Raw genomic sequence first — 23,092 nt, 5'->3', positions numbered from 1 at the left:
GCGAAAACGGACGTGGCGATCAGCCGATGGCTTCCAGCACCGCCGCGCGCAGTTCGGGAATGCCCATGCCGCCTTCGCTGGAGGTGGCGAGGATTTCCGGATGGGCGGCGGCACGCTTGCGCGCCTCCGCCTCGGTGCGCTCGACCACGGCGGCGAGTTCGGTCGCCTTCACCTTGTCCGCCTTGGTCAGGACGATGCGATAGCTGACCGCTGCACGGTCAAGCATCTCCAGGATTTCACGATCCACTTCCTTGATGCCGTGGCGCGAATCGATCAGCACCAGCGCACGCTTCAGCGCTTGGCGCCCGCGGAGGAAGTCGTTCACCAGGAAGCGCCACTGCTTGACCATATCCTTGGGCGCCTTGGCAAAGCCATAGCCCGGCATGTCGACCAGCCGCAGCGTCGGCGGTGTGCCGACATCGAAGAAGTTCAGCTCCTGCGTCCGTCCCGGCGTGTTCGACGTGCGCGCCAGACCGTTGCGGTTGGTCATGGCGTTCAGCAGCGACGACTTGCCGACGTTCGAGCGCCCCGCCACCGCGACTTCCGGCACGATCGGATCGGGCAGGAATTTCAGTGCGGGCGCGGATTTCAGGAAGGTGACCGGCCCGGCGAACAGCTTGCGCGCCGACTCGACCAGCTCCTCCGAAAAGCCTTTCGGTTCGTCGGAGGGGGCAGGGGAGGGAAGCTCGCTCACTTCTTGACGACCGGCTGCTTCAGGCCCGGATGGCGGGCGTAAAGCAAGCGCTGCTGCAGGATCGAGATGCAGTTGGTCGTGATCCAGTAGACCTGCAGGCCGACCGCGAACGGGGCCATCACGAACATCAGCACCCAGGGCAGGATCGCGAAGACCTGCTTCTGCGCGTCATCCATCGGCTGCGGGTTCATCTTGAACTGGAAGTACATCGAGATGCCCAGCAGGATCGGCACGACGCCGATCGCGATGAAGTGCGGCGGCACGAAGGGCAGCAGGCCGAACAGGTTGACCGGAGTCAACGGGTCGGGCGCGGACAAGTCCTTGATCCACAGGACGAAATGCTGGTGGCGCATTTCGATCGTCAGCATCAGCACTTTGTACAGCGCATAGAAGATCGGAATCTGGATCAGGGTCGGCAGACAGCCCGCCAGCGGATTGACCTTTTCCTGCTTGTAGAGGGCCATGACCTCCTGCTGCATGCGGACCTTGTCGTCCTTATAGCGTTCCTGCAGCGCCTTCATCTTGGGCTGCACCGCGCGCATCGCGGCCATCGAGGCGAACTGGCGCTGCGCGATCGGGAACATCAGCGCCCGGATGGTGACGGTCAGCAGGATGATCGCGACGCCGAAGTTACCGACGAGTTTGAACAGCCAGTCGAGATAATAGAAGATCGGCTTTTCGATATAGCGCAGATAACCCCAGTCCAGCGCGTAATCGAGCATCGTCACACCTTCCTTGTCGGTGTAATGATCGAGCAGCGCGACCTCCTTGGCGCCCGCGAAGAAGCGGGTCGTCTGGGTGATCTGCTTGCCCGGCGCCAGCGTCTGCGGTTGGAACGTATCGTCCGCCTGATAGGTCTGGTTGCCGCCCGCGCGGAACTGGCCGTCGAACGACTTGGACTGATCGGGGATCAGCGCCGTCAGCCAATATTTGTCGGTAAAGCCCAGCCAGCCGCCGGTCGTGGTGAAGCGGGTCGGCGCCTTATCCACGTCCTTCCAGTTCGGCTTGTATTGCGCCGAACCATTGTTGACCGACATCGGCCCGACATGGATCGAATAGCCGTCCGGGTCGGCCGAGATGCCGCGATTGACATAACCATAGGTCGCGACTGGCACGGCCGCATTGCCGCCATTGGCCACCGTCTGCTGGACGGTGAACATGTAATCCTTGTCGACCGACAGGGTGATCTGGAAGCGCTGGCCCGTCGCATTGGCGGCGGTCAGCGTGACCGGCTGACCTGGGCGCAGCACGGGGGCGCTGGCGGTCCAGACGGCATCGGCGGCGGGCGGGTTCAGCCCGTCGGTGCGCCAGCCGAAGCCTGCAAAATAGGCACCCTCGGCACCCGCCGGCGACAGCAGGCGGATCGGCGGCGAGTTCTTGTCGACCGTCTGCTTATAGTCGAGCAGGACGAGGTCATCGATCCGCGCACCCTTCAGGTTGATCGAACCCTTCAGGCGCGGCGTGTCGATCGCCACGCGCGGCGTTTCGGCCAGCACGACCTTGCGGTCGCGAATCGCGGTGGGCGTCGTCGCGGTCGGGTTGGCCGAGCTGTTGGTCACCGGCACCTGCTTGCCGTCGACGATCTTGGTCGCGGGCGGATTGCTCGGGAAGAACTTGCTCTGGATGAGCGGCCATCCGAACAGGATCAGCGCCGCGATCACCGCGAACACGACGAAATTCTTGCGGTCTTGGTTCACGTGGAAACCCCGTTAGTGTCAGGGGACCGGGTCGGGTCCGTGCCCGCCCCAGGGATGGCACCGCGCAATGCGCTTGAGCGCCAACCAGCCCCCTTTGACCGCGCCATAGCGGCCAATGGCCTGTATTGCATAGGCCGAACAGGAGGGTTGATAGCGACAAGTGGGCGGCAGGATCAGCGAAGGGCCCAGTTGCCAACCCCGCGCGAGCAGAATCAGGAGCCGGGCGATCATGGTCGCCCCGGCTCCTGTATCGATTCCTTGGGTGATTCGGGGCTGCGATGCGCGCCGCCCCGGGGTCCTCTGCCCTTGCCCCGTCCATGATGCACACGCGGCTCGCGCGGTTTGTCATGAGGGGCGGTGTCGGGGGAGGCGGCGCGGGACAAGGCCTTGGACAGCTCGGCGGTGAGCGCGGCATAGTCGCGCTCGATCCCGCCTTGCCGTCCGATCAGGACATGGTCGGCGCCCGCAATGCCCTTCACCGGCAACAGATCGCGCGCGAGCGCCCGCAGCCGGCGTTTCATCCGGTTGCGAACGACCGCGTTTCCGATCTTCTTGGTGACGGTGAAGCCCACGCGAATCGTCGGCTCACCGTCATCACGCGGGCGCACCTGCAGCACGAAGCCGGGCATCGCCACACGTCGCCCGCCATTGGCCGCGAGGAAATCGCGGCGGCGGGTCAGCGTCGTGATTACGCCGACAGCTTCTTGCGGCCGCGCGCGCGACGCGCCCGGATCACCGCACGGCCGCCCGGAGTCGCCATCCGCGCACGGAAGCCGTGACGGCGAGCGCGCACCAGATTGCTGGGCTGAAAGGTCCGCTTCATCGTTCATTCCTTGGATACGTCTGAATAAAAACGGCCGCCACGAGGACGGCCTTGGTGGCACGCCGCTTACGCAAAGCGGGCTTTCAAGTCAATCATGTGAACGCAACCGACGGACGGCCATTCGGCTCTTGCGGGGCGACGCCATCCTTTGCAGGAAGCATAGGCGGGCAGGGGAGAGCCCGTACAGGGGGACTCTATGGCGACGATCGTCTCGACAGTGGCCTATCTGGGGCTGGAGGCGCGTGCCGTCGAAGTCCAGGTGCAGTTAATCGCCGGGCTGCCCGCCTTCAATCTGGTCGGGCTGGCCGACAAGGCGGTGGGCGAGAGCCGGGAACGGGTGAGGGCCGCCATCGCCGCCATGGGCCTGGCGCTGCCACCCAAGCGGATCGCGGTGAATCTCTCACCCGCCGACCTGCCCAAGGAAGGGTCGCATTTCGACCTGCCGATCGCGCTGGCGCTGCTGGCGGCGATGGGGGTGGTCGATGCCGAGTTGCTCGCCGATCATGTGGTGGTGGGCGAACTGGCGCTGGACGGGCGGATCGGCCCGTCGCCGGGCGTGCTGCTGGCGGCGATCCATGCCGGGTCGCTCGACAAGGGGCTGATCTGTCCCGCCGCGCAAGGTGCCGAGGCCAGCTGGGCGGGCGGCGGTTCGGTAATTGCCGCGCCCGATTTGTTGTCACTCATCAATCACCTGAAGGGGCACACGGTGCTGCCCTTACCCGAAGGCGGCGTGGTCGAGGATGGCGTGCCCGGTCCCGACCTGTCGCAGGTCAAGGGCCAGGAAAACGCCCGGCGCGCGCTGGAGATCGCAGCTGCGGGCGGGCACAATCTGCTGATGAGCGGCCCGCCGGGATCGGGCAAGTCGCTGATGGCGGCCTGCCTTCCCGGAATCCTGCCTCCGCTCGATGCGGCCGAGGCGCTGGAAGTCTCGATGGTCCAGTCGGTCGCGGGCACGCTGGCCGGAGGACGTCTCACCCGCGCGCGGCCGTTCCGTGCGCCGCATCACTCGGCGTCGATGGCGGCACTGACTGGCGGCGGGCTGAAGGCGAAGCCGGGCGAGGTCAGCCTCGCGCATCTCGGCGTCCTGTTCCTCGACGAGCTGCCCGAGTTTCAGCGCGCGGTGCTCGATTCGCTGCGCCAGCCGCTGGAGACCGGCACCGTCAGCATCGCACGCGCCAATGCGCATGTGACCTTCCCCGCGCGGGTGCAACTGGTTGCCGCGATGAATCCGTGCCGCTGTGGTCATCTGGGCGACGCCGCGTTGGCCTGTGCCCGTGCGCCGCGCTGTGCGGCGGATTATCAGGCCAAGATTTCGGGGCCGCTGCTCGACCGAATCGACTTGTCCGTGGAAGTCCAGCCGGTCCGCGCCATCGACCTGTTCGCCCCCGCCGCGGCCGAATCCTCGGCGGTGGTCGCGGCACGGGTCGCGACCGCCCGGGGCCGCCAGACCGAGCGCTATCGCGATGCGCCGGTGACGGTGCGCACCAATGCGGAGGCGGATGGCGCGCTCCTCGAACGCTGGGCGACGCCCGACGAGGCGGGACGTGCGCTGCTGGCCGCAGCGGCGGAGCGGATGCGCCTGACCGCACGGGGGTACACCCGCGTGCTGCGCGTCGCACGGACCATCGCCGATCTGGCAGGGGCGGAGGAGGTCGGGCGCATCCACGTCGCGGAGGCGCTGAGCTATCGCCAGCGACCGCCGGTGAATTGAGGGTCCTTGGCATGTTCGTGATCGACGACGAATGGCACGCCGAGCCGATCGGTGAATATGCGAGCAGGACCGAGGCGATGGCCGAGCTTCGGCGAATGGCCGCGCTGCCTTGGGACGAACATCCTAACAAATGCCCTTGTCGTAGTTGGCGCAGCTGTGGGCGTCGGTATCGGTTGATCGAGTATGACTGCGACTGGAGGCGGCTGAACAACCAAGCCATTCTGGATGTGTCCGCGAAGGGAACGGTGTGGCTTGGCGAAATGAGGCTGGGTTGATGCCCCTTATCGCAGCCGGGCGGGCGCTGTAATACGATATTACGTTCGACCGGCGATAATCCCCGCTTGCGCAGGCCGTCACCCTCGTCTAGCAGCGCCTCTTCGCTGCCCCTGTGGCGAAATTGGTAGACGCATTCGACTCAAAATCGAACGCCGCAAGGCATGCTGGTTCGAGTCCGGCCAGGGGCACCACTTCCGGTCAAAACCGGGCACCGCGCTTTTCGTAAGGCATCGCACGGCCAGATCATCCGCCGACAGGGAGGGTAGGGCGGTCGATCAGTTCCATGTCGGACGACCGGGCGCGACGAACTGCGTAGCAGTATGGGCAGGCCAAGGCTGCTTCAGCGCTCGTCCCCATATCGATATAAAAAATCTTATTCTGCCGTGGTGATGCCCGATCTTCGTGATCCTGTCTGCCTCGGCCGCCTCATCCTCCTGGTGAGGTCAATGTAGCTGGCCTCGACCCTTGCGATTATCCGCTCCTGACGCTGCGAGCTGCAAGGCTGGCGGGATCGCCGAGACGGCAGGCGGCAGGGGCGCGGAGATGCCTTCAGAACGAAAATTCGCAGCCCATGGCTGCGCTCCATGTGCATTGTGACTGAAAAGACACGATGAGTGGCAATTATGACCTTTTTAGCGTCAGCATGGTTGCCATTCCGGCCTCAAAGCATTTTGAGGCATACATAAACCAAGATCATCAGGGAGTTAACATGACGCGGATGTCATTCGCGCATGGCGTTGCCGCCATCGCTATTGCGGTTTTCAGTCTCACCGGTGCGGCACAGGCGCAGCAGACGGCGCCTGCGACGACCCCGGCCGACAGCAATGTGCCCGGCCAGGACTCGCAGCCCGGCACGGTTGAGGACAGCAGCAATGCCGGACCGTCGGGTGATGTGGTCGTCACCGGTTCGCGCATCCGTCGTCAGGACTTCTCGACGCCCAGCCCGATCGTCACGCTCGACGCCAAGACGTTCGAAGCGCAGGGTACGACCAATGTCACCGACTTCCTTCGCGCCTATCCGGCACTGGTCGGCTCGGGCGGCTCGTCCAACAACTCGGGCGATCGCGCAGGGATTGGCGAGACCGGTCTGAACACGCTCGACCTGCGCAATTTGGGGCGTCAGCGTACGCTGACTTTGGTCGACGGACGTCGCCACGTCTCGGGTATTCCGGGCGAGCAGGCGGTCGACATCAATACCATTCCGACCGACCTGATCGAGGGCGTCGACATCCTGACCGGCGGCGCGTCGGCGGTTTACGGCGCGGACGGCGTGTCGGGTGTCGTCAATTTCCGCCTGAAGCAGAATTTCGACGGGCTGACCGTTCGGGGCCAGGCGGGTATTTCGGATCGCGGGGATTCGGGCCAGCGGCTGGTCGCAGTTACCGGCGGTCGCAACTTCGCGGACGGTCGCGGCAACGTCGCGCTCGCTTACCAATATTCGATGGACGACCGGCTGCAGGCCAAGCAGCGCCCGCAGTTCGGTCAGTACAACTTCCCGGTCTTTACCCGGAACCCGAACGGCACCGTGCCTGCGCGCGTGCCGATTACCGATGCGCGCTATTATGGCAGCTCGCCGGAGGGCGCGGTCGATGTCGATGGCGATGGCGTGCCCGATTTCACCGGCACCGGTGCGGTCTATGACAACGGCGTGGCCTATCCCGGCGGCTATTCGGTGGGCGGGTCGAGCACGCCGGTGGCGCGCTATCTGAACGATCTTCAGCCGAGCATCGAACGGCATATCGCGAATTTCCTGGGTCATTACGACATCAGCGATACCGTGACCCTGTTCGGCGAAGCGAAGTACGCGACGACCAAGTCGTTCTCGCTGGCGCAGCCGACCTTCGACTATAACCTGTTGATCCAGGGCGATAATCCCTATCTGCCCGCCAATATCCGCTCGGCGATCGATCCGACGATCGGCGGTGTGCTGGTCAGCCGCGACAATTTCGACCTGGGCATGAACGGCAACGGTCAGCGCGGCGAGAATATCAAGCGCGATACCTATCGCACGGTCATTGGCCTGCGCGGCGACCTGGAAGACAAGACGCATTACGAAGTGTCCTATGTCTTCGGCCGGACCGATGTGCGCAGCCAGTACACCAACGACATCTATTCGGACCGCTTCTTCGCCGCGCTGGACGCGGTGCGCGATCCGGCGACGGGGCAGATCACCTGCCGCGCCAATCTCGATCCCAACTGGACCCCGAACCAGCCTTATTCGAGCGGACGGACCGTGCTGCCGCGCACCACGTTCCAGCCGGGTCAGTGCCGTCCGATCAACATCCTGGGCGCGGGCCTGTCCGATCCGTCGGGCATCGCTTTCATCCTGGCGCCGACCACGGACCGGTCGCGGATCGAGCAGCATGTCGTCTCCGCCTCGGTCAGCGGCGACTTCGAGAAGTTCTTCTCGCTGCCCGGCGGTCCGCTCGCCTATGCCTTCGGTGCCGAATATCGCAAGGAGATCAGCAGTTTCACGCCCGATCCGATCGAGCAGCAGGGCCTGACCTTCACCAACGCGCTCAGCGCGACGCGTGGATCGTTCGACGTGAAGGAGGTCTTTGCGGAATTGAACGCGCCGATCGCCAAGAACATGCGCTTCGCGCATAACCTGGAGCTGGGCGCGGCCATCCGCGTGTCGGATTACTCGACCATCGGCCGTGCCACGACGTGGAAGGTCGACGGCATGTACTCGCCGATCCGCGACATCACCTTCCGGGGCACCTATTCGGTCGCCATCCGCGCGCCCAATATCAGCGAGCTGTTCGGCGGTCGATCGCAGACCTTTGCCTTCTTCACCGAAGATCCCTGCATCCCGGCGAACACGGGCAACGGCACCCAGTATCGTGCCGCCAACTGCCGCACCCTGCTGCAGGGTCTGGGGGCGAACCCGGCGACGTACAACGACACGCGGTCGTTCAACGTTTCAGGCACGTCGGGCGGCAATCCGCTGCTCCGTCAGGAAGAAGCCAATACCTGGACCGCGGGCCTCGTGCTGGCACCGCGCTTCATCCCCGGCCTCACGCTGTCGGCCGACTGGTATGACATCCGGCTGAAGAACGCGATCAACACGGTCACGCCAATCCAGCTGGCCCAGCTGTGTGTCGACTCGCCCACGCTGAACAACCAGTTCTGCGGCGCGATCACCCGACAGAACGGCGCCGGTACAGGCACCGTCCAGGCGGGCAACGTCATCGGGTTCAACGTGGCGCCGCAGAATGTCGCCTCGTTCCAGACGGCCGGTCTGGACTTCAACCTGAACTGGCGTCTGCCGACCGCCAATATGGGTCTGTTCAACCTGCAGGTGAACGGCAACTATCTCGACAAGCTGCTCTTCATCGGCGTGCCGGGCGCACCCGTGACCGATTATCGCGGTACGGCTTTTTCGAGCGCCCCCAAATATCAGGTGACGTCGAACCTGTCCTGGGCCAAGGGCGTGTTGACCCTGAACTATGGTCTGCAGTGGTTCGACAAGACGTTGCGCTACACCCGCGAAACCTCGGGCAGCAATCCCGACTTCGTGGCGGCGCAATATTACTTCATCAAGCCGCGCTGGGTGCATAACATCTATGCGAGCGTCGATGCGACCGAGCGCTTCCAATTCTATGGCGGCGTCAGCAACCTGTTCGACCAGATGCCCGATGTGGGGCAGACCATCTATCCGACGACGGCGGTGGGCCGCTTCATGTTCGTCGGCGCGCGGGTCAAGATGTAAGACCGGGGCTGGATCGGGTCCCACCCTCACCGGTGGGGCCCGATCCTCTTTACGCCGTCGCAGGACACGAAAGCCTGTCGTCATGCTCGGCCCGTCGGGCCGCTTGATCACGATGAGCTGAGCCCCCGATTGCTTCGCCGATCAAAAGCAATGCGGGATCTTTCTCGCCGATGGTGCGGGTCAGGAAGCCGAGCGCGTCCAGGCGGCCGGTAATCAGCCTCTCGGACGGTAACGAGACATTGACCGCGACCATGACCGGCGTGGCCGGGGGCATTCCGGCGGCGGCCAGTTGACGCGCGATTTCCGGCGCGGCGGCGCGGCCCATATAGACGGCAAGCGTCGCGTCGGGCGCGGCCAGCGCGGACCAGTCCAGCGACAGCGGCTCGCCCTCGCGAAGATGCGCGGTGACCAGGGTCAGGCGCCGGGACAGGCCGCGCAGCGTTAGCGAAATCATGCCGGAGGCCGCCGCCGCGCTCGCGGCCGTGATGCCAGGACAGATCCGCACGGTGATCCCAGCAGCGCGGCAGGCGTCGATCTCCTCGGTCGAGCGGCCGAAGATCGACGGGTCGCCGCCCTTCAGGCGAACGACGCGGGCACCCGATCGCGCCGCGGTGACGATGAGTTGGTCGATCGTGCCCTGGTCTTTCGAATGGCGGCCGGATCGCTTGCCGACGCTCGATCGCTCGACGCCTGCGGGAATCATCGCCAGGATATTGGGGCCGACCAGCGCGTCGTAGAAGACGATATCGGCCGAGGCGATCAGCCGCTCGGCCTTGCGGGTAAGCAGGTCGGGATCACCCGGCCCTGCGCCGACCAGCCACACCGAACCGGCGGCAAAATCATCCATGCGCATGGGCAGGCTCCTGTGTTTCGGCAAGCAGACGGGCAAGGGCGGGGCGGCACGATCCGCAATTGGTGCCTGCGCCCAGCGCCGCGCCGATCGCGGCGACGTCCGTCAGATGCTGGTCGCGGATCGCGGTGACGATGGTGCGCACGCCGATGTCCAAACAGGCGCAGACGATCGCGCCGCGTTCGACCGTGGCACCAGGCGCTCGCCCGGCGAGGATGGTGGGGGCGACCTCGGCGGCGCTCAACTGGGCGATCAGCCAGTCGCGCGACGGAAGTTCGCCGCGCTCGGTCACGAACAGCACGGCGGCAAGGCGATCCTCGGCGATCACCGCGATGCGGCGCGATCCGCGGGCGGGGTCGGTCGCCTCGATCCGCTGTCCCCGGGGGAGAAGCGCGTCGAGCGTTCCGGGATCCCCGTCGCCCGCCACTTCCCATAGCCAGCCGCCGGGAATGGCCACCCGTGTCGCCCAGAGGCAGTCGGGGGTGGCCATGGCCTCGCCCGACAGGATGGCGAAACCGTGCCAGCGCGTGGCGACGGCGGCGATGTTGGCGGGGGTACGCTTGAAGCCGGGCTGGCCCGAATAGGGGTCAGTCAGCGGCCGGGGAAGCAGGCCGGTTCGTCCGCCGGTCGCCGTCTTGTCCGTCCAGTGGATGGGCACGAACAGCTCGTCCGGCCGTTGGCCTGCGCTGACCGCCACGCGGTAGAGACTCTCCCCCTGCGGGGTCGTCACGCGGGCCAGCCCGCCGTCGGTCAGGCGCAGCCGAGCCGCGTCGTCGGCATGAACCTCGACCAGCGGTTCCTCGCGGTGGCGTGCCAGCTTGGGGGCGAGGCCGGTGCGGGTCATGCTGTGCCAGTGATCGCGGTAGCGCCCGGTGTTGAGCGTCATCGGCCAATCGCGCAAAGGCTCGGGGATCGGCTTCTGCGTTACGGGTATCAGGTGGGCGCGGCCATCGGGCGTCGGGAAACGGCCATCGGCAAAGGGGGTGCCGCCCCAGCGGAAGGGCGCCATCGCGTCATAATCGGCATTGCCGCCGCTTGATCGCCCGGGAAGGGCGAAGAGACGCTGGCCCTCATTCTCATAGGTCGACAGGCGACAATGTTCGCGCCAGATTTCGGCCGGGCGATCATAGGCGAAGGCCGTTTTCCAGCCCATGCGGCGGCCCACCTCCTTGATGATCCACCAGTCGGGCCTGGCCTCGCCGGGCAGCGCCAAGAGCGCGCGCTGGCGGCTGATCGTGCGGTCGGAATTGGTGACGGTTCCGTCCTTCTCGCCCCATGCGGCGGCGGGCAAGCGGACATGGGCGTGGGTCGAGCTGTCGGTCTCGGCCATCACATCGCTGACCACGACGAAGGGGCAGGCGGCCAGTGCCTCGCGCACCGCACCCGCATCGGGCATCGAGACGGCGGGGTTGGTCGCCATGATCCACAGCGCCTTGATCCGGCCCTGGCCCAGCTCGCGGAACAGGTCGACCGCCTTCAACCCCGGCTTGGGCGCGATGGTGGGGGAGGCCCAGAAACGCTGCACCCTGGCACGATTGTCAGGGGCGAAGTCCATATGCGCGGCCAACGTCGAGGCAAGTCCACCCACTTCGCGCCCGCCCATCGCATTGGGCTGTCCGGTGATCGAGAAAGGCGCCGCGCCCGGCTTGCCGATCCGGCCGGTCGCGAGATGGAGATTCAGGATCGCGTTCACCTGATCGGTGCCCGCGGTCGACTGGTTGATCCCCTGGCTGAACAGCGTGACGGTGCGCGGGGTGGCGGCGAAGAGTTCGTAGAAGCGGCGAAGGTCGGCGGGGGCCACGTCACAGGTCCTGGCGACCGACCAGAGATCGCTGCCCTCGTCCAGCGCGGTCCAGAAACTGTCAGGGACCGCGACCGATGCGGCGAGGAAGTCCTCATCCACCATGCCCGCGGCCTGCGCCCAGGCGAGTGCACCGTTCATCAGCGCCACGTCGCTGCCCGGGCGGATGGCCAGGTGGAGGTCGGCCTGTTCGGCCGTCTCGGTGCGGCGGGGGTCGATGACGACCAGCTTTGCGCCTGCATCGCATCTGGCGCGGATACGCTGATAGACGATCGGGTGGCACCAGGCGGTGTTGCTGCCGACCAAGATGATCAGGTCGGCGGCGTCGATATCGTCATAGCTGGCGGGCACGATGTCCTCGCCGAACGCACGACTATGACCCGCAACGGCGCTCGACATGCAGAGGCGCGAATTCGTGTCGATGTTGGCCGAGCCGATGAAGCCCTTCATCAGCTTGTTGGCAACGTAATAGTCCTCGGTCAGCAACTGGCCGGAGACGTAGAAAGCGACACTGTCGGGACCATGCTGCGCGATGGTGTCGCGGAAGCGTTTCGCCACCAGGTCAAGCGCCTTGTCCCATGTGGCGCGACGCTTGCCGATCAGCGGCGTGAGCAGGCGCCCCTCCAGCCCGACCGTCTCGCCGAGATGCGTGCCCTTGGAACAGAGCCTGCCGCGATTGGCGGGGTGGTCGGGATCGCCCTCGATCTGGACGGTGCGATCGCCAGTGACGGTCGCACGGATGCCGCAGCCGACGCCGCAATAGGCGCAGGTGGTGTTGATGGCCGTCACCAATTCCTCCCCTGTAAGGGGAGGGGGACCGCGCCCATCAGGGCGTGTTGGAGGGGGCTCCCCGTATCGAGAGCGCGACACCCCTCCGTCAGGCCTTCGGCCTGCCACCTCCCTTTGCAGGGGAGGACATGTAACCGCATCACGCTGCCGCCTTCAGGGTGCTGGCGCGACAGATCAGGACCCGCCCGCCACTGATCTTCACCGGCACGGTTGGTGTACATCCCTTGTCCTCGCCCAGCGCCTCACCGGTGCTGAGCGATATTCGCCAGTTGTGCAGCGGGCACGCCACCGCACCGCCATGGACGATTCCCTGGCTCAACCGCCCATGTTTGTGCGGGCAACGGTCGAGCAGCGCGAAGACGCTATTCTCGCCGGTACGGAAGACGGCGATGTCGTTACCGCCCTCGACCTGCACGGTGCGGCTGCCGCGCAAGGGGATTTCCTCGACCCAGCCGATATCGAGCCACTCGCCAATCATGCCATTTCCCCCGCCGGCTGGAAGCGCGCCATCGGCGCATGGATTTCGCGTTCGGCCCCGGCGACGCGTTCGGCCCAGGGGTCTTCTTGCGAGAATTGCTGTGAGAAGAAGAAGCGCTGCGCCAACTCGGCCCGCTCATCGGCATCGGGCAGCAGGCGCGACTGGATGTATGCCAGCCCGACCCGCTCGATCCACGGCGCGGTCCGCTCCAGATAGCGCGCCTCCTCGCGATAGAGCTGGACGAAGGCGGCGCACATCTCCATCGCCTCGGCCTCGGTCGCGACCTTACACAACAGGTCGGTGGCGCGGACCTTGATCCCGCCATTGCCGCCGACGTGAAGCTCGTAACCACTGTCGACGCAGACCACGCCGAAGTCCTTGATCGTCGCTTCCGCACAGTTGCGCGGGCAGCCGCTGACGGCGATCTTGAACTTGTGCGGCATCCACGAGCCCCAGGTCGCCCGCTCCAGCTTGACGCCCAGCCCGGTCGAATCCTGCGTACCGAAGCGACACCATTCCGAACCCACGCACGTCTTCACCGTGCGGAGTGACTTGCCATAAGCATGGCCCGACACCATCCCGGCGGCATTTAGGTCGGCCCAAACGGCGGGCAGGTCCTCCTTCTTGATGCCGAAGATGTCGAGCCGCTGGCCGCCGGTCACCTTGACCATCGGCGCGTTGAACTTCTCGACCACATCGGCGATCGCGCGCAGCTCCTTCGGGCTGGTGATGCCGCCCCACATGCGCGGCACGACCGAATAGGTGCCGTCCTTCTGGATGTTGGCGTGCATGCGTTCGTTGACGAAGCGGCTCTGCTGGTCGTCGACATAGTCGCCGGGCAACGCGCAGAGCAGATAATAGTTGAGCGCGGGGCGGCAGGACGAGCATCCGTCGGGGGTCGACCAGTGCAGCTTCTGCATGACCTCGGGGATCGACTTCATGTCCTGCGCGACGATCTCGCGGCGGACATCGTCATGACCGAAGCTGGTGCATTTGCACATCGTCTTCGGTCCGGCCTCGACCTCGTCGCCCAGGGTGAGCGCGAGCAGCGTCTCGACCAGCCCGGTGCAGGAACCGCAGCTCGCCGATGCCTTGCATGTGGCGCGGACCGCATCCAGGCTGTGCGCGCCCTTGGCGATGCACGATACGACCTGGCCCTTGTTGACGCCGTTGCAGCCGCAAATCTCCGCCGTGTCGGAGAGCGCCGCAACGGCCGCCTTAGGGTCCGCTTGCCCTCCTCCCGAGGCGAAGGCCTGGCCGAAGATCAGCGCGTCGCGAATGTCGCCGACGCTCTCGCCCTTTTTGAGCAGGTCGAAATACCAGTTGCCGTCGGCGGTGTCGCCGTACAGCACCGCGCCGACGATCCGGTCGTCCCTGACCACAACGCGCTTGTAAATGCCGCGAGAGGCGTCGCGCAGCACGATGTCCTCCGCGCCGTCGCCGCCGCCGAAATCGCCCGCCGAGAAGACGTCGAGCCCGGCGACCTTCAGCTTGGTCGCGGTGGCGGTGGGGCGATAGCCGCTGGGGCTGCCGGTCAGCGCATCGGCAAGACTGCGGCACATGTCCCAGAGCGGCGCGACCAGGCCGTATACCTGTCCGTCATGCTCGACGCACTCGCCAACCGCCAGGATGCGCGGGTCGGAGGTGACCATATGGTCGTCCACCTTGATCCCGCGCCCGACCTCCAGCCCGGCGGCGCGGGCCAGCGCGACCGAGGGGCGGATGCCGACCGCCATCACCACCAGATCGGCGGGAATTTCGCGCCCGTCCTTCAGGCGGATCGCCTCGACCTTGCCGTCGCCGACGATCTCGGCGGTATCGGCGCCGCACAGGACCGTCTGACCGCGCGCCTCCAGCGCCTGCTTGAGCAACCAGCCCGCCGCCTCGTCGAGCTGCCGCTCCATCAGCGTCGGCATCAGGTGGAGGACCGTTACCGTCATGCCGCGCAGCGATAGGCCGTGGGCCGCCTCCAGCCCCAGCAGGCCGCCGCCGATCACCACCGCGCTACCGCCTCGCTCGGCGGCGGCGAGCATGTGCTCGACATCCTTCATGTCGCGAAAGCTGATGACGCCGGGCAGATCGTGGCCCGGAACCGGAATGATGAACGGGTCGGAGCCGGTCGCGATCAGAAGCCGGTCATAGTCCAGCACCATGCCGCTCTGGGCGGTGACCGTCCGCGCCTCGCGGTCGATCGCGGTGACGGGATCGCCGCTGACCAGGGTGATGCCGTTATCCGCGTACCAGTCGAGGCCGTTGATGACGATCTCGTCGAACGTCTTCTCGCCCGCCAGCACCGGCGACAGCATGATCCGGTTGTAATTCACCAGCGGTTCGGCACCGAAGATGGTGATGCGGTAGCGGGCGGGATCGCGGGCCAGCAGTTCTTCGACCGCGCGGCAACCGGCCATGCCGTTGCCGACGACGATCAGGTGTTCCCGGGTATCGACCTTGGCGGCGCTCAGGACTTCATGTTTCATCGGTTCGATCCGTCGAAGAGGAAAAGCATCAGATCCGCACGCCCTCGGCCGCGCCCCAGCTGCGACGCCAGCGGGTCTTGACCAGCATCAGGCCGACCAATGCGACCAGGGCGAGTGCGGCGAAGATCAGGAACCCGCCCGAAAAGCTGCCCGTCCACTGCTTGGCTAAACCGAGCGACGAGGCGAGGTAGAAGCCGCCGATCCCGCCCGCCATGCCGACCAGCCCGGTCATCACGCCGATCTCGGCCGCGAAGCGCTGCGGCACCAGCTGGAACACCGAGCCGTTGCCGACACCCAGTGCCAGCATGGAGAGGACGAACAGCGCCAGCGAGGCAGCGAACCCGTCGACCATCGCCACGCCCGTCAGCGTGACCGCGGCGGCGGCGAACACGGCCATCAATGCCTTTACCCCGCCGACCGCATCGGCCAGCGCCCCGCCCATCGGTCGCACCAGCGACCCGGCAAAGACGCACGCCGCAGTGGCGTAACCGGCCCGCACCGGGGTCAGTCCGAACCGGTCGGTGAAATAGATGGGCAGGCTGGCGGCCAGACCCACGAACCCACCGAAGGTGACGGCATAGAAGCCCATCAACCACCAGGCATCGGCCTGTTTCAGCGGCGCGAGATACTCGACCAGACGGCGTGGGCTCGGCGCGCCGGGTGCGTCCTTGGCCATCACCATATAGGCGAAGAAGACGAGGGTCAGCGGCAGGCAGGCCAGGCCGAGGACGGCGTTCCAGCCGAACAGCTTGGCGAGCGCCGGCGCGAAAAGTGCTGCCAGCACCGTACCCGAATTGCCCATGCCAGCGAGACCCATGGCCTTGCCCTGATGCTCGGGCGGATACCAGCGGCTGGCCAGCGGTAGCGCGATAGCGAAGCTGGCGCCTGCGAAGCCCAGGATGACACCCAGCGCCAGCGTGCCGCCGAAGCTGCTCACGCCCAGTACCCAGGCCGAGAAAAGGCCCGCGATCACGATAATCTGGCTGATCGCGCCCGCGCGCTTCGGACCTATCCGATCGACCAGCAACCCATTGACCACGCGCAGGATCGCGCCTGCCAATGTCGGCACCGCGACCATCACGCCCTTTTGCGCGGGCGTCAGTGCCAGGCTGGTCGCGATCTGCGGGGCGAGGGGGCCCAGCAGGACCCAGACCATGAAGGCCAGGTCGAAATACAGGAATGCCGCGATCAGTGTCGGCGTGTGGCCGCTCGACCAGAAACCGCTGTCCTCTGCCGCCGTCTCGCTTTTGGTGTCGTCCCAGAACGCCGTTGCCATCGTGCCGCCTCCATGGGCTCCCGAGCCCAAAACGAAAAAAGCCGCCAGGACGCGTGGCCCTTTACGGGTCGCATCCTGGCGGCTTCATTGCCTCCAAGCGGGGAACGGGCCGGGCCCGCCTCCGCCAGCGTGCCACCCCGTCGTTGGAGCGGCATTCGCTGCTATCTCGTGCCCGACGCCATTGCCGGACGAATCGAAAGTTGCCTGATTCGCTGGCCGCACGCAAGAGGCTTTCGCAAATGCAGCAAAATCATCCCTCCGCCACGGGAAGGAATTTTAAGGCAGTCTCGCCAGATATCCGGGAATATCGTCGGGATCGAAGGCCCGCCCGTCGAAGAACCGGTCGCTGCCCAGCACTAATCGCCCTTGCGTCGATCCCGCCCCGATCGGCTCGACCAATGCGCCCTCCAGCTTGGAGCTGGCGCCGGGCAGGGGGGCGCCCGAACCCGCGAGCGCAGCACGGTACAGGTCGGGGCGAAACACGCCCTGCGCGGTCGCGGCGTCCTCAGGCGAGAAGGACAGGCCTTCCCAACGCACCATCTGCGCATAAAGCCAGCCGGCCTGGCTGCGCCACGGAAAGTTCGCCGCCTCGCGATACTGGAACATGAAGTCGGGATAATGGACCGGCTCGCCGCCGGGCACGACCCGAATGCGATCGGTGATCGCGCGCAGGATCGCATCGACCGGTGCATCGAGATAATGCGCGCGCGACAGGATTGCGGCGCTTTGCTCGACCGTCTCGGGATCGATGAAATGCGCCGCCGCCGTGTGCAGCGCACGGATCAGCCGCAGAACGCCATCGCGCCGCTCCTCCGCCCGGTCGGCACGCATCGCCAGTACCTTCTCCACCCCGCGTCGCCAGATTTGCGCGGTGGCCAGGGCGATGCGGCCCACGCCACGATCGACTGCGATCGAATTCCACGGCTCGCCGACGCAGATGCCGTCCACCTCTCCGGCGGCCAGGGCGTCGGCGGCGAAGGGGGGGCTGGTCACGACGATCTCGATATCGCTGTCGGGACGGATGCCGACTCCCGCCAGCCAGTAGCGGAGCATGTAATTATGGCTCGAATGGCGATGCACGACGCCGAAGCGCAAGCGGCGACCGGCCGCACGCCGTTCCCCCGCCACGCGGCGCAGGCTTTCCCCGATCGCCACCGGGTCACCCAGCGTCTCGTCGAGCGCCAGCGCCTCGCCCAGCGCGGTCGAGACGGTGATCGCATTGCCGTTCAGCCCCAGGACGAAGGGCACCGCCATCGGCACCGCCGGACGATCCCGGCCCAGCGCGGTGGCGATGGCGAGTGGTGCGACCAGATGCGCGGCATCGGTATGTCCATAAAGCAGCCGATCGCGCACCGCCGCCCAGGTGACGTCGCGCACCAGTTCGATGACGACACCTTCGGTCTCGGCAAAGCCCAACTCATGCGCCAGGATCGGCAGCGCGGCGTCGACCAGCGGCAGGAAACCGATGCGGAAGCGCTCAAGGCTCATGGCAGGTCTCCCATCAACTGCTCGCTGGTCACGATCGCTTCGGCCACTTCGGCGATACGACGATTGGTGGTCATGGCGTGGCTGCGCAGCAAGGCATAGGCGTTGGGCTCGTCCACCCCGCGGCGGCGCATCAGGATCGCCTTGGCCCGGTCGATCACCTGCCGGTCGGCGAGCGCCGTCTTCGCCTCGGCCAGTTCCGTCTGAAGCCGGGAAAAAGCCTGAAAGCGCCGGACGGCCAGATCCAGGATCGGCTTGATCCGCTGCTTCGCGAGGCCATCGACGACATAGGCCGAGACGCCCGCATCGACCGCCGCCATCGTCGATTCGGGTTCAGACTGGTCGACGAACATCGCGATCGGCCGATCGAGTGCGCGCGACATGGCGAAGAAATCCTCCAGCACGTCGCGGCTGGGATTTTCCAGATTGATCAGTACGACCTCGGGCGCGGCTCGCTCGACCTGGGCGGCAAGCGGGCCACTGGGGTCGATCACCACCAGATCGGTCAGCCCGGCATCGCGCAGGCCGTCGGAGATGATCGCCGCGCGCGTGCTGCTGGTATCGATGATGGCGATCCGCATGGCGGCTTGATGCCGTGTCCCTTCCCGCTCGACAAGAGGCGGAGAGGGCGGGAGTGCGCAAAGCGCGCTTGCGTGTTGAAATGTCGGACTATAGTTCGCGGCTTCTATAAGATCGCGCCAGCCCTGCGCCGGTCATCAAGGGGGATTTGCCGACGATGCGCCATCTGGGGCGATCGCATAGCCTGAAGGTCCTGCGTCTGCTGTTGGTGGCGGGAACGATGCTGGTCGGGATGCAGGCGCTGCGATCGGCGCCGGGCGCTCGGTCGCCGTCGCTTCGGTTGTCGGGTGATATCGTGCCGACGCATGATCCGGTCCTGATCTGCCAGGGCGATCGCTATTACGCCTATTCGACCGGGCAGCGTGACCGACGGCCGCTCGTCGCCCGCATGTCGCGCGATTTGCGGCACTGGACGCCGTTGCCATCGCCGCTGGCGGCGATACCCGGATGGGCGCAGGCGATGGTTCCGGCCGCACGGGAGATGTGGGCACCCGACATATCGCGGGTCGGCGGTCGCTATCGCCTCTATTACTCGATTTCCAGCTTCGGCCAGCAGCGCTCGGTCATCGGCTTGGCGACGGCGGCCACGCTCGACCCCGGTAGCCCGAATTACGGGTGGCGCGACGAGGGGCTGGTCATCGCATCGCACACGGGGGATGATTTCAATGCGATCGATCCCAATTTCGTGCAGGATCGCCAAGGCGGTCAATGGCTGACCTTTGGCAGTTTCTGGGGCGGTATCCAGTTGGTCCGGCTCGATCCGCGCAGCGGAAAGCCCGCCGACGGCGCCAAGCCGACGATGATCGCCCGGCGCGCGACGACCGAGCGAGAGGACGCAATCGAGGCGCCGTTCATCATCGATCATGGCGGCTGGTACTGGCTGATCGTCTCGTTCGACTATTGCTGCCGGGGCGTGAAGAGCAGCTATCACCTTCGCGTAGGTCGAGCGCGTTCGATGGAGGGGCCCTATGTCGACCGTGCCGGGCGTGCGATGCGCGATGGCGGCGGCACGGTGCTGCTTCGGGCCGATGCCGAGGGGCGCGACCGCTTCCGTGGGCCCGGCCATGCCGCCGTGCTCCGGGACCGCGATGGGCGGGATTATCTGGTCCACCATGCGTATGATTCGGAGGCGGGAGGCGCCCCCACGCTACGGATCGAACCGCTGCACTGGGATGCGGCAGGCTGGCCGGTAGTGGAGCGAGAGACGCCCTAGCGGAAGAAGCCTCGTCACCCGAGTCAACTGCAAAATCGGCTCGGCGTCGTCTCATTAGCAATAAGCAGACAAGAGAAGGGCGGGCCTCGTGCCCAAGCGGGTCTGCCTACTATCTGATTACGCTCCGTAAAATTCCATGGTGGCGCTAACGCTCGGGCTTCTGCGGATTTCTGAGGTGTGGCCAAGAATCCACGGCGTGACGTTCGTTTCATTATTTTGTCATGCTAGTCTTGACCAACGGAATGATAGTCAGACAAATGATCCCGTGGGCACCGAAAACTCGGGCCAGTTTGAGGGGATTCCTGATGAAGCATCATGTCTTGTTGCTGTCGGTCGCGCCGTTCGCGTTGCTCGCCACGCCCGCCATGGCGCAGGCCGCTGCACCGGGACAGCAGAAGCAGGCCGACGACACCGCCAGCCAGACCGAAGCGCAGACAAAAGCCGGAATCCAGCAGGATATCGCCGAAGTCCCGGACCGCAGCCCGGTCCAGGCCTCGACCACCGGCCTGCCCCAGGCGGAGGTCGATCCGCGCGACATCGTCGTGACCGGCTTTCGCGCCAGCCTGGGCAGCGCGCAGTCGATCAAGCGCAATTCAGACGCGATCCTCGACGCGATCGTGGCGCAGGACATCGGGAAACTGCCCGACAATACGGCGGCCGAATCGCTGGCGCGCGTGACCGGTATCCAGGTCAGCCGCTACAGCGACGAAGTGACGCAGGTGCTGGTCCGCGGTCTCCCCGACGTGGCGACGACCTTCAACGGCCGCGACATCTTCACTGCCGAGGGCCGGGGCGTCGCGCTTCAGGATTTCCCGGCCGGGGCGCTGGCTGGTCTCGAGGTCTACAAGTCGGGCACGGCCGATTTGCTGGAGCCGGGTCTGGCGGGCCTCATCAACGTGCGGTCGCGTCGGCCTTTCGATTTCGAGAAGGGCTTCACGATCGCGGGCGGCCTTCGCGGCACCTATAACGACCAGTCGAAGAAGTTCGACCCGCTGGGCAACCTGCTTATCAGCCAGCGCGCCGATACCCCCATCGGCGAGGTCGGCTGGCTGATCAACGCCGTCTATACCCAGGCACAGTATCGCAACGCGGTTCGCTGGGGCGAGGGCAATACGAACAAGCCGACGACCGGGACGACGGTCCTGCCGACCTCGGTGGGTCGCGACTTCCAGATTCCGACCGCCGTCGGCGTCTACAATGACAGTGGCAAGCGCTGGCGTCCGGCGGTCAACGCCAGTGTCCAGTGGCGTCCGGCCCACAATCTCGAACTCTATTACGACTTCCTCTACCAGAGCTATCGCGGCGAAGTCGCGAACGACTGGTTCCGTGTTCCGCTGCTCGACAACAATCCGACGCTGAGCAATGTCGTGTTGCGTCCGAATGAGCCACTTCAGGTGGAGAGCCTGACCAAGACCGGGGGCTACCGTCCCGAAGCGTATCGCAGCACCGTCAAGGGATACACGGATACGTATCAGGCGGCGGGTGGCGCCAAATGGGATATCGGCCGGGCGCATCTGTCGACCGATCTCGCCTATACCTTCTCGCAATACGGCTCGGACGAGTGGAGCTTCGACACGGCCTTCACCAAGGCGCCGGTCGCGAACGTCAATTTCTTCGTCAAGGATGGCGTGTCGTTCGACCTGCCCGGCTTCGACAATACCAACCCGGCCAATTATCTCTGGCGCGGTTATTTCGAGGCGACCTACCGCGTACAGGGCAAGGGGTGGCAGTGGCGCACCGACCTGGACCTGGACACCGATCTCCTGCTGCTGCCCAAGCTGCAATTCGGTATCCGCTGGACCGATCGCGATGCGTCGCTGAAGCGCGGCAATCGCTATGCCTATACCGAGCCGTTGGCGATCCCGCTGGCGCAGGTGCCGGTCGGTGATCTGGCGCTGACGCAGAATGCGTTCCGTGGCAATCAGGCCTTCACGAGCTGGCTGATGCCGTCGCGGGACGGGATCGCGGGCAATGCGCCACAGCTTCGCCAATATGCCTTTGACGCGCTGCAGCGGTTGGTGGCGGGCAATCCGAGCGATCAGGGTTATCGCGACGCGCTGAACCGCTTCTCGACGCCCGAGGTCCAACTGGACCCGTTGGCCGCCTTCTATGCGACCGAACAGACCTATGCCTTTTACGGGCAGGCCAAGTACGAGTTCAACATCGGCTCGGTACGGTTCGACGGTATGATTGGCACCCGCGTCGTCAATACGGTGGGCGAGTATAGTGGCATCTCGACGGTGCTGTTCGACAATGTTCGCCGCAGCGAGGTACGCCGCACGCGCGCCAACTATGTCGATATCCTGCCCAACATCTCGCTGCGCATTCGGCCGAACGACAAGCTGCAGATTCGCTTCGGTATCACCAAGACGCGAACCAAGCCCCAGTTCGGCCAGCTGAACCCCGCCCTGAACATCACCCAGAATACCCAGCAGGTCGTGCCCGACCAGCCGCTCGACCCTCGTTTTCCGGCGGGTCTGAACACGCGGCCCAACGCCTATGGCAGCGGCGGCAATCCGAACCTGCGGCCGTTGGTCTCGAACAATTATGATGCGACGGTCGAATATTACTTCTCGCCGACCGCGTCGCTGACGGCGGCCGTCTTCTACCGCGATCTCGACGGGTTCATCGACAATTATGTCAATCGCACCATAGATCCCTTTTATGGCCTGATCGAAATCAGCCGCCCGGAAAATGCCGGCAAGGGTCGTATCAAGGGCATCGAGGTCGGCGGCCAGACCTTCTTCGACTTCCTGCCGGGCCTGTGGAGCGGCTTCGGCGTGCAGGCGAATGTCACCTATCTGGAAGGAAAGCAGCGTTACCCGGCCAATTTGTTCGCCTCGAGCGGTGGGACGACGGAGCCGCCGTTCGTGCCGATCACGGGCTTGTCGAAGTGGACCTACAATATCGCGCTCTTCTATGAGAAGGGCGATGTGTCGACCCGCTTGTCGTTCAACAATCGCGACGCCTATCTGAACGGAAACTTCATCAACGGTGACGGTTTCTACAATGGCGAGGGTACGACCCGCATCCAGCGGCTTGACTTCGGCTTCAACTATAACATGACCAAGGAAATCACGATCGCCTTCGACTTGGCCAATATTCTGGCAAAGCCGTTCAACAATTATCGTAGCTATGGCAACGGCCTGTCCTATCCGCGCGACGTGCGGGACGAAGGCCGGTACTACGGTCTGGGCGTGCGCTTCCGCTTCTGACCCGATCAGGCGGGTT

General features: G+C 65.5%; 17 protein-coding genes and 1 tRNA gene. 6 read left to right on the top strand and 12 right to left on the bottom strand.

The genetic code is table 11. The features are described 5' to 3' along the window. Window positions 1-19 precede the first annotated feature (19 nt). Genes yihA through rpmH form a run of 5 tightly spaced genes read right to left on the bottom strand, consistent with a single transcriptional unit; the run spans window position 20 to window position 3,214 of the window. Window positions 20-694, bottom strand: coding sequence for a ribosome biogenesis GTP-binding protein YihA/YsxC (gene yihA, locus SSA01S_RS02960; RefSeq protein WP_061779153.1), 675 nt, complete (start codon window positions 692-694; stop codon window positions 20-22). Beyond that, window positions 691-2,391 carry a membrane protein insertase YidC gene (gene yidC, locus SSA01S_RS02955; protein WP_061779152.1) on the bottom strand — a complete coding sequence of 567 codons (1,701 nt, stop codon included), beginning with the start codon at window positions 2,389-2,391 and terminating at the stop codon, window positions 691-693. The genes yihA and yidC overlap by 4 nt, the downstream gene beginning before the upstream one ends. 18 nt (window positions 2,392-2,409) lie before the next feature. Further along, a complete protein-coding gene (gene yidD / locus SSA01S_RS02950) occupies window positions 2,410-2,622 on the bottom strand; it encodes a membrane protein insertion efficiency factor YidD (protein ID WP_058718099.1) in 213 nt (70 codons plus the stop codon). After that, window positions 2,619-3,020, bottom strand: a complete 402-nt coding sequence (rnpA, locus tag SSA01S_RS02945; RefSeq protein WP_061779151.1) for a ribonuclease P protein component — start codon at window positions 3,018-3,020, stop codon at window positions 2,619-2,621. The genes yidD and rnpA overlap by 4 nt, the downstream gene beginning before the upstream one ends. A 59-nt stretch (window positions 3,021-3,079) precedes the next feature. After that, window positions 3,080-3,214 carry a 50S ribosomal protein L34 gene (gene rpmH, locus SSA01S_RS02940; RefSeq protein WP_007404632.1) on the bottom strand — a complete coding sequence of 45 codons (135 nt, stop codon included), beginning with the start codon at window positions 3,212-3,214 and terminating at the stop codon, window positions 3,080-3,082. Window positions 3,215-3,410: 196 nt separating this feature from the next. Here rpmH and SSA01S_RS02935 point away from each other — a divergent pair, with 196 nt between their 5' ends. From SSA01S_RS02935 to SSA01S_RS02920, 4 genes are all read left to right on the top strand, one after another. Continuing rightward, on the top strand, window positions 3,411-4,925 hold the full coding sequence (locus SSA01S_RS02935) for a YifB family Mg chelatase-like AAA ATPase (RefSeq protein WP_061779150.1): 1,515 nt from the start codon (window positions 3,411-3,413) through the stop codon (window positions 4,923-4,925). Window positions 4,926-4,936: 11 nt separating this feature from the next. Continuing rightward, on the top strand, window positions 4,937-5,200 hold the full coding sequence (locus tag SSA01S_RS02930) for a hypothetical protein (RefSeq protein ID WP_061779149.1): 264 nt from the start codon (window positions 4,937-4,939) through the stop codon (window positions 5,198-5,200). Window positions 5,201-5,307: 107 nt separating this feature from the next. Continuing rightward, window positions 5,308-5,392, top strand: a tRNA-Leu gene (locus tag SSA01S_RS02925). A gap of 518 nt (window positions 5,393-5,910) precedes the next feature. Then, window positions 5,911-8,913: a TonB-dependent receptor plug domain-containing protein gene (locus SSA01S_RS02920; protein WP_061779148.1), complete on the top strand. Its 3,003-nt coding sequence runs from the start codon at window positions 5,911-5,913 to the stop codon at window positions 8,911-8,913. Between the two features lie 49 nt (window positions 8,914-8,962). Here SSA01S_RS02920 and cobA read toward each other — a convergent pair whose 3' ends face one another. From cobA to SSA01S_RS02885, 7 genes are all read right to left on the bottom strand, one after another. After that, entirely contained in the window at window positions 8,963-9,760 is a 798-nt protein-coding gene (cobA, locus tag SSA01S_RS02915) for a uroporphyrinogen-III C-methyltransferase (protein WP_419836497.1), read from the bottom strand. After that, window positions 9,753-12,356 carry a nitrate reductase gene (locus SSA01S_RS02910; protein WP_156477642.1) on the bottom strand — a complete coding sequence of 868 codons (2,604 nt, stop codon included), beginning with the start codon at window positions 12,354-12,356 and terminating at the stop codon, window positions 9,753-9,755. The genes cobA and SSA01S_RS02910 overlap by 8 nt, the downstream gene beginning before the upstream one ends. 136 nt (window positions 12,357-12,492) lie before the next feature. Further along, window positions 12,493-12,831 carry a nitrite reductase small subunit NirD gene (nirD, locus tag SSA01S_RS02905; protein WP_170171355.1) on the bottom strand — a complete coding sequence of 113 codons (339 nt, stop codon included), beginning with the start codon at window positions 12,829-12,831 and terminating at the stop codon, window positions 12,493-12,495. Continuing rightward, complete coding sequence (gene nirB / locus SSA01S_RS02900) at window positions 12,828-15,308, bottom strand: nitrite reductase large subunit NirB (RefSeq protein ID WP_061779146.1); 2,481 nt, start codon at window positions 15,306-15,308, stop codon at window positions 12,828-12,830. Before nirB ends, nirD begins: the two co-directional genes overlap by 4 nt. A gap of 28 nt (window positions 15,309-15,336) precedes the next feature. Beyond that, window positions 15,337-16,584, bottom strand: coding sequence for a nitrate/nitrite transporter (locus SSA01S_RS02895; RefSeq protein ID WP_061779145.1), 1,248 nt, complete (start codon window positions 16,582-16,584; stop codon window positions 15,337-15,339). Between the two features lie 276 nt (window positions 16,585-16,860). Beyond that, window positions 16,861-18,072 (bottom strand): CmpA/NrtA family ABC transporter substrate-binding protein, encoded by a 1,212-nt coding sequence (locus SSA01S_RS02890; RefSeq protein ID WP_061779144.1) that lies wholly within the window; start codon window positions 18,070-18,072, stop codon window positions 16,861-16,863. Then, entirely contained in the window at window positions 18,069-18,650 is a 582-nt protein-coding gene (locus SSA01S_RS02885; protein ID WP_058715146.1) for an ANTAR domain-containing response regulator, read from the bottom strand. The genes SSA01S_RS02890 and SSA01S_RS02885 overlap by 4 nt, the downstream gene beginning before the upstream one ends. 155 nt (window positions 18,651-18,805) lie before the next feature. Here SSA01S_RS02885 and SSA01S_RS02880 point away from each other — a divergent pair, with 155 nt between their 5' ends. After that, complete coding sequence (locus SSA01S_RS02880; RefSeq protein ID WP_061779143.1) at window positions 18,806-19,861, top strand: arabinan endo-1,5-alpha-L-arabinosidase; 1,056 nt, start codon at window positions 18,806-18,808, stop codon at window positions 19,859-19,861. Window positions 19,862-20,166: 305 nt separating this feature from the next. Continuing rightward, a complete protein-coding gene (locus SSA01S_RS02875; RefSeq protein ID WP_061779142.1) occupies window positions 20,167-23,076 on the top strand; it encodes a TonB-dependent receptor in 2,910 nt (969 codons plus the stop codon). The last annotated feature ends 16 nt before the right edge of the window (window positions 23,077-23,092 follow it).

This window comes from Sphingomonas sanguinis NBRC 13937 (genome assembly GCF_001591005.1).
In the GTDB taxonomy this organism is placed as follows: Bacteria; Pseudomonadota; Alphaproteobacteria; order Sphingomonadales; family Sphingomonadaceae; genus Sphingomonas; species Sphingomonas sanguinis.
The sequence above is the reverse complement of the archived record's forward strand: the minus strand, read 5'-3'. Positions and strand labels throughout refer to the sequence as shown.

Coding starts and splice junctions, on each gene's coding strand:
- yidD (WP_058718099.1), bottom strand. CDS start 2,622: ATGATCGCCCGGCTCCTGATTCTGCTCGCGCGGGGTTGGCAACTGGGC.
- rnpA (WP_061779151.1), bottom strand. CDS start 3,020: ATGCCCGGCTTCGTGCTGCAGGTGCGCCCGCGTGATGACGGTGAGCCG.
- rpmH (WP_007404632.1), bottom strand. CDS start 3,214: ATGAAGCGGACCTTTCAGCCCAGCAATCTGGTGCGCGCTCGCCGTCAC.
- SSA01S_RS02935 (WP_061779150.1), top strand. CDS start 3,411: ATGGCGACGATCGTCTCGACAGTGGCCTATCTGGGGCTGGAGGCGCGT.
- SSA01S_RS02930 (WP_061779149.1), top strand. CDS start 4,937: ATGTTCGTGATCGACGACGAATGGCACGCCGAGCCGATCGGTGAATAT.
- SSA01S_RS02920 (WP_061779148.1), top strand. CDS start 5,911: ATGACGCGGATGTCATTCGCGCATGGCGTTGCCGCCATCGCTATTGCG.
- cobA (WP_419836497.1), bottom strand. CDS start 9,760: ATGGATGATTTTGCCGCCGGTTCGGTGTGGCTGGTCGGCGCAGGGCCG.
- nirD (WP_170171355.1), bottom strand. CDS start 12,831: ATGATTGGCGAGTGGCTCGATATCGGCTGGGTCGAGGAAATCCCCTTG.
- nirB (WP_061779146.1), bottom strand. CDS start 15,308: ATGAAACATGAAGTCCTGAGCGCCGCCAAGGTCGATACCCGGGAACAC.
- SSA01S_RS02895 (WP_061779145.1), bottom strand. CDS start 16,584: ATGGCAACGGCGTTCTGGGACGACACCAAAAGCGAGACGGCGGCAGAG.
- SSA01S_RS02890 (WP_061779144.1), bottom strand. CDS start 18,072: ATGAGCCTTGAGCGCTTCCGCATCGGTTTCCTGCCGCTGGTCGACGCC.
- SSA01S_RS02885 (WP_058715146.1), bottom strand. CDS start 18,650: ATGCGGATCGCCATCATCGATACCAGCAGCACGCGCGCGGCGATCATC.
- SSA01S_RS02880 (WP_061779143.1), top strand. CDS start 18,806: ATGCGCCATCTGGGGCGATCGCATAGCCTGAAGGTCCTGCGTCTGCTG.
- SSA01S_RS02875 (WP_061779142.1), top strand. CDS start 20,167: ATGAAGCATCATGTCTTGTTGCTGTCGGTCGCGCCGTTCGCGTTGCTC.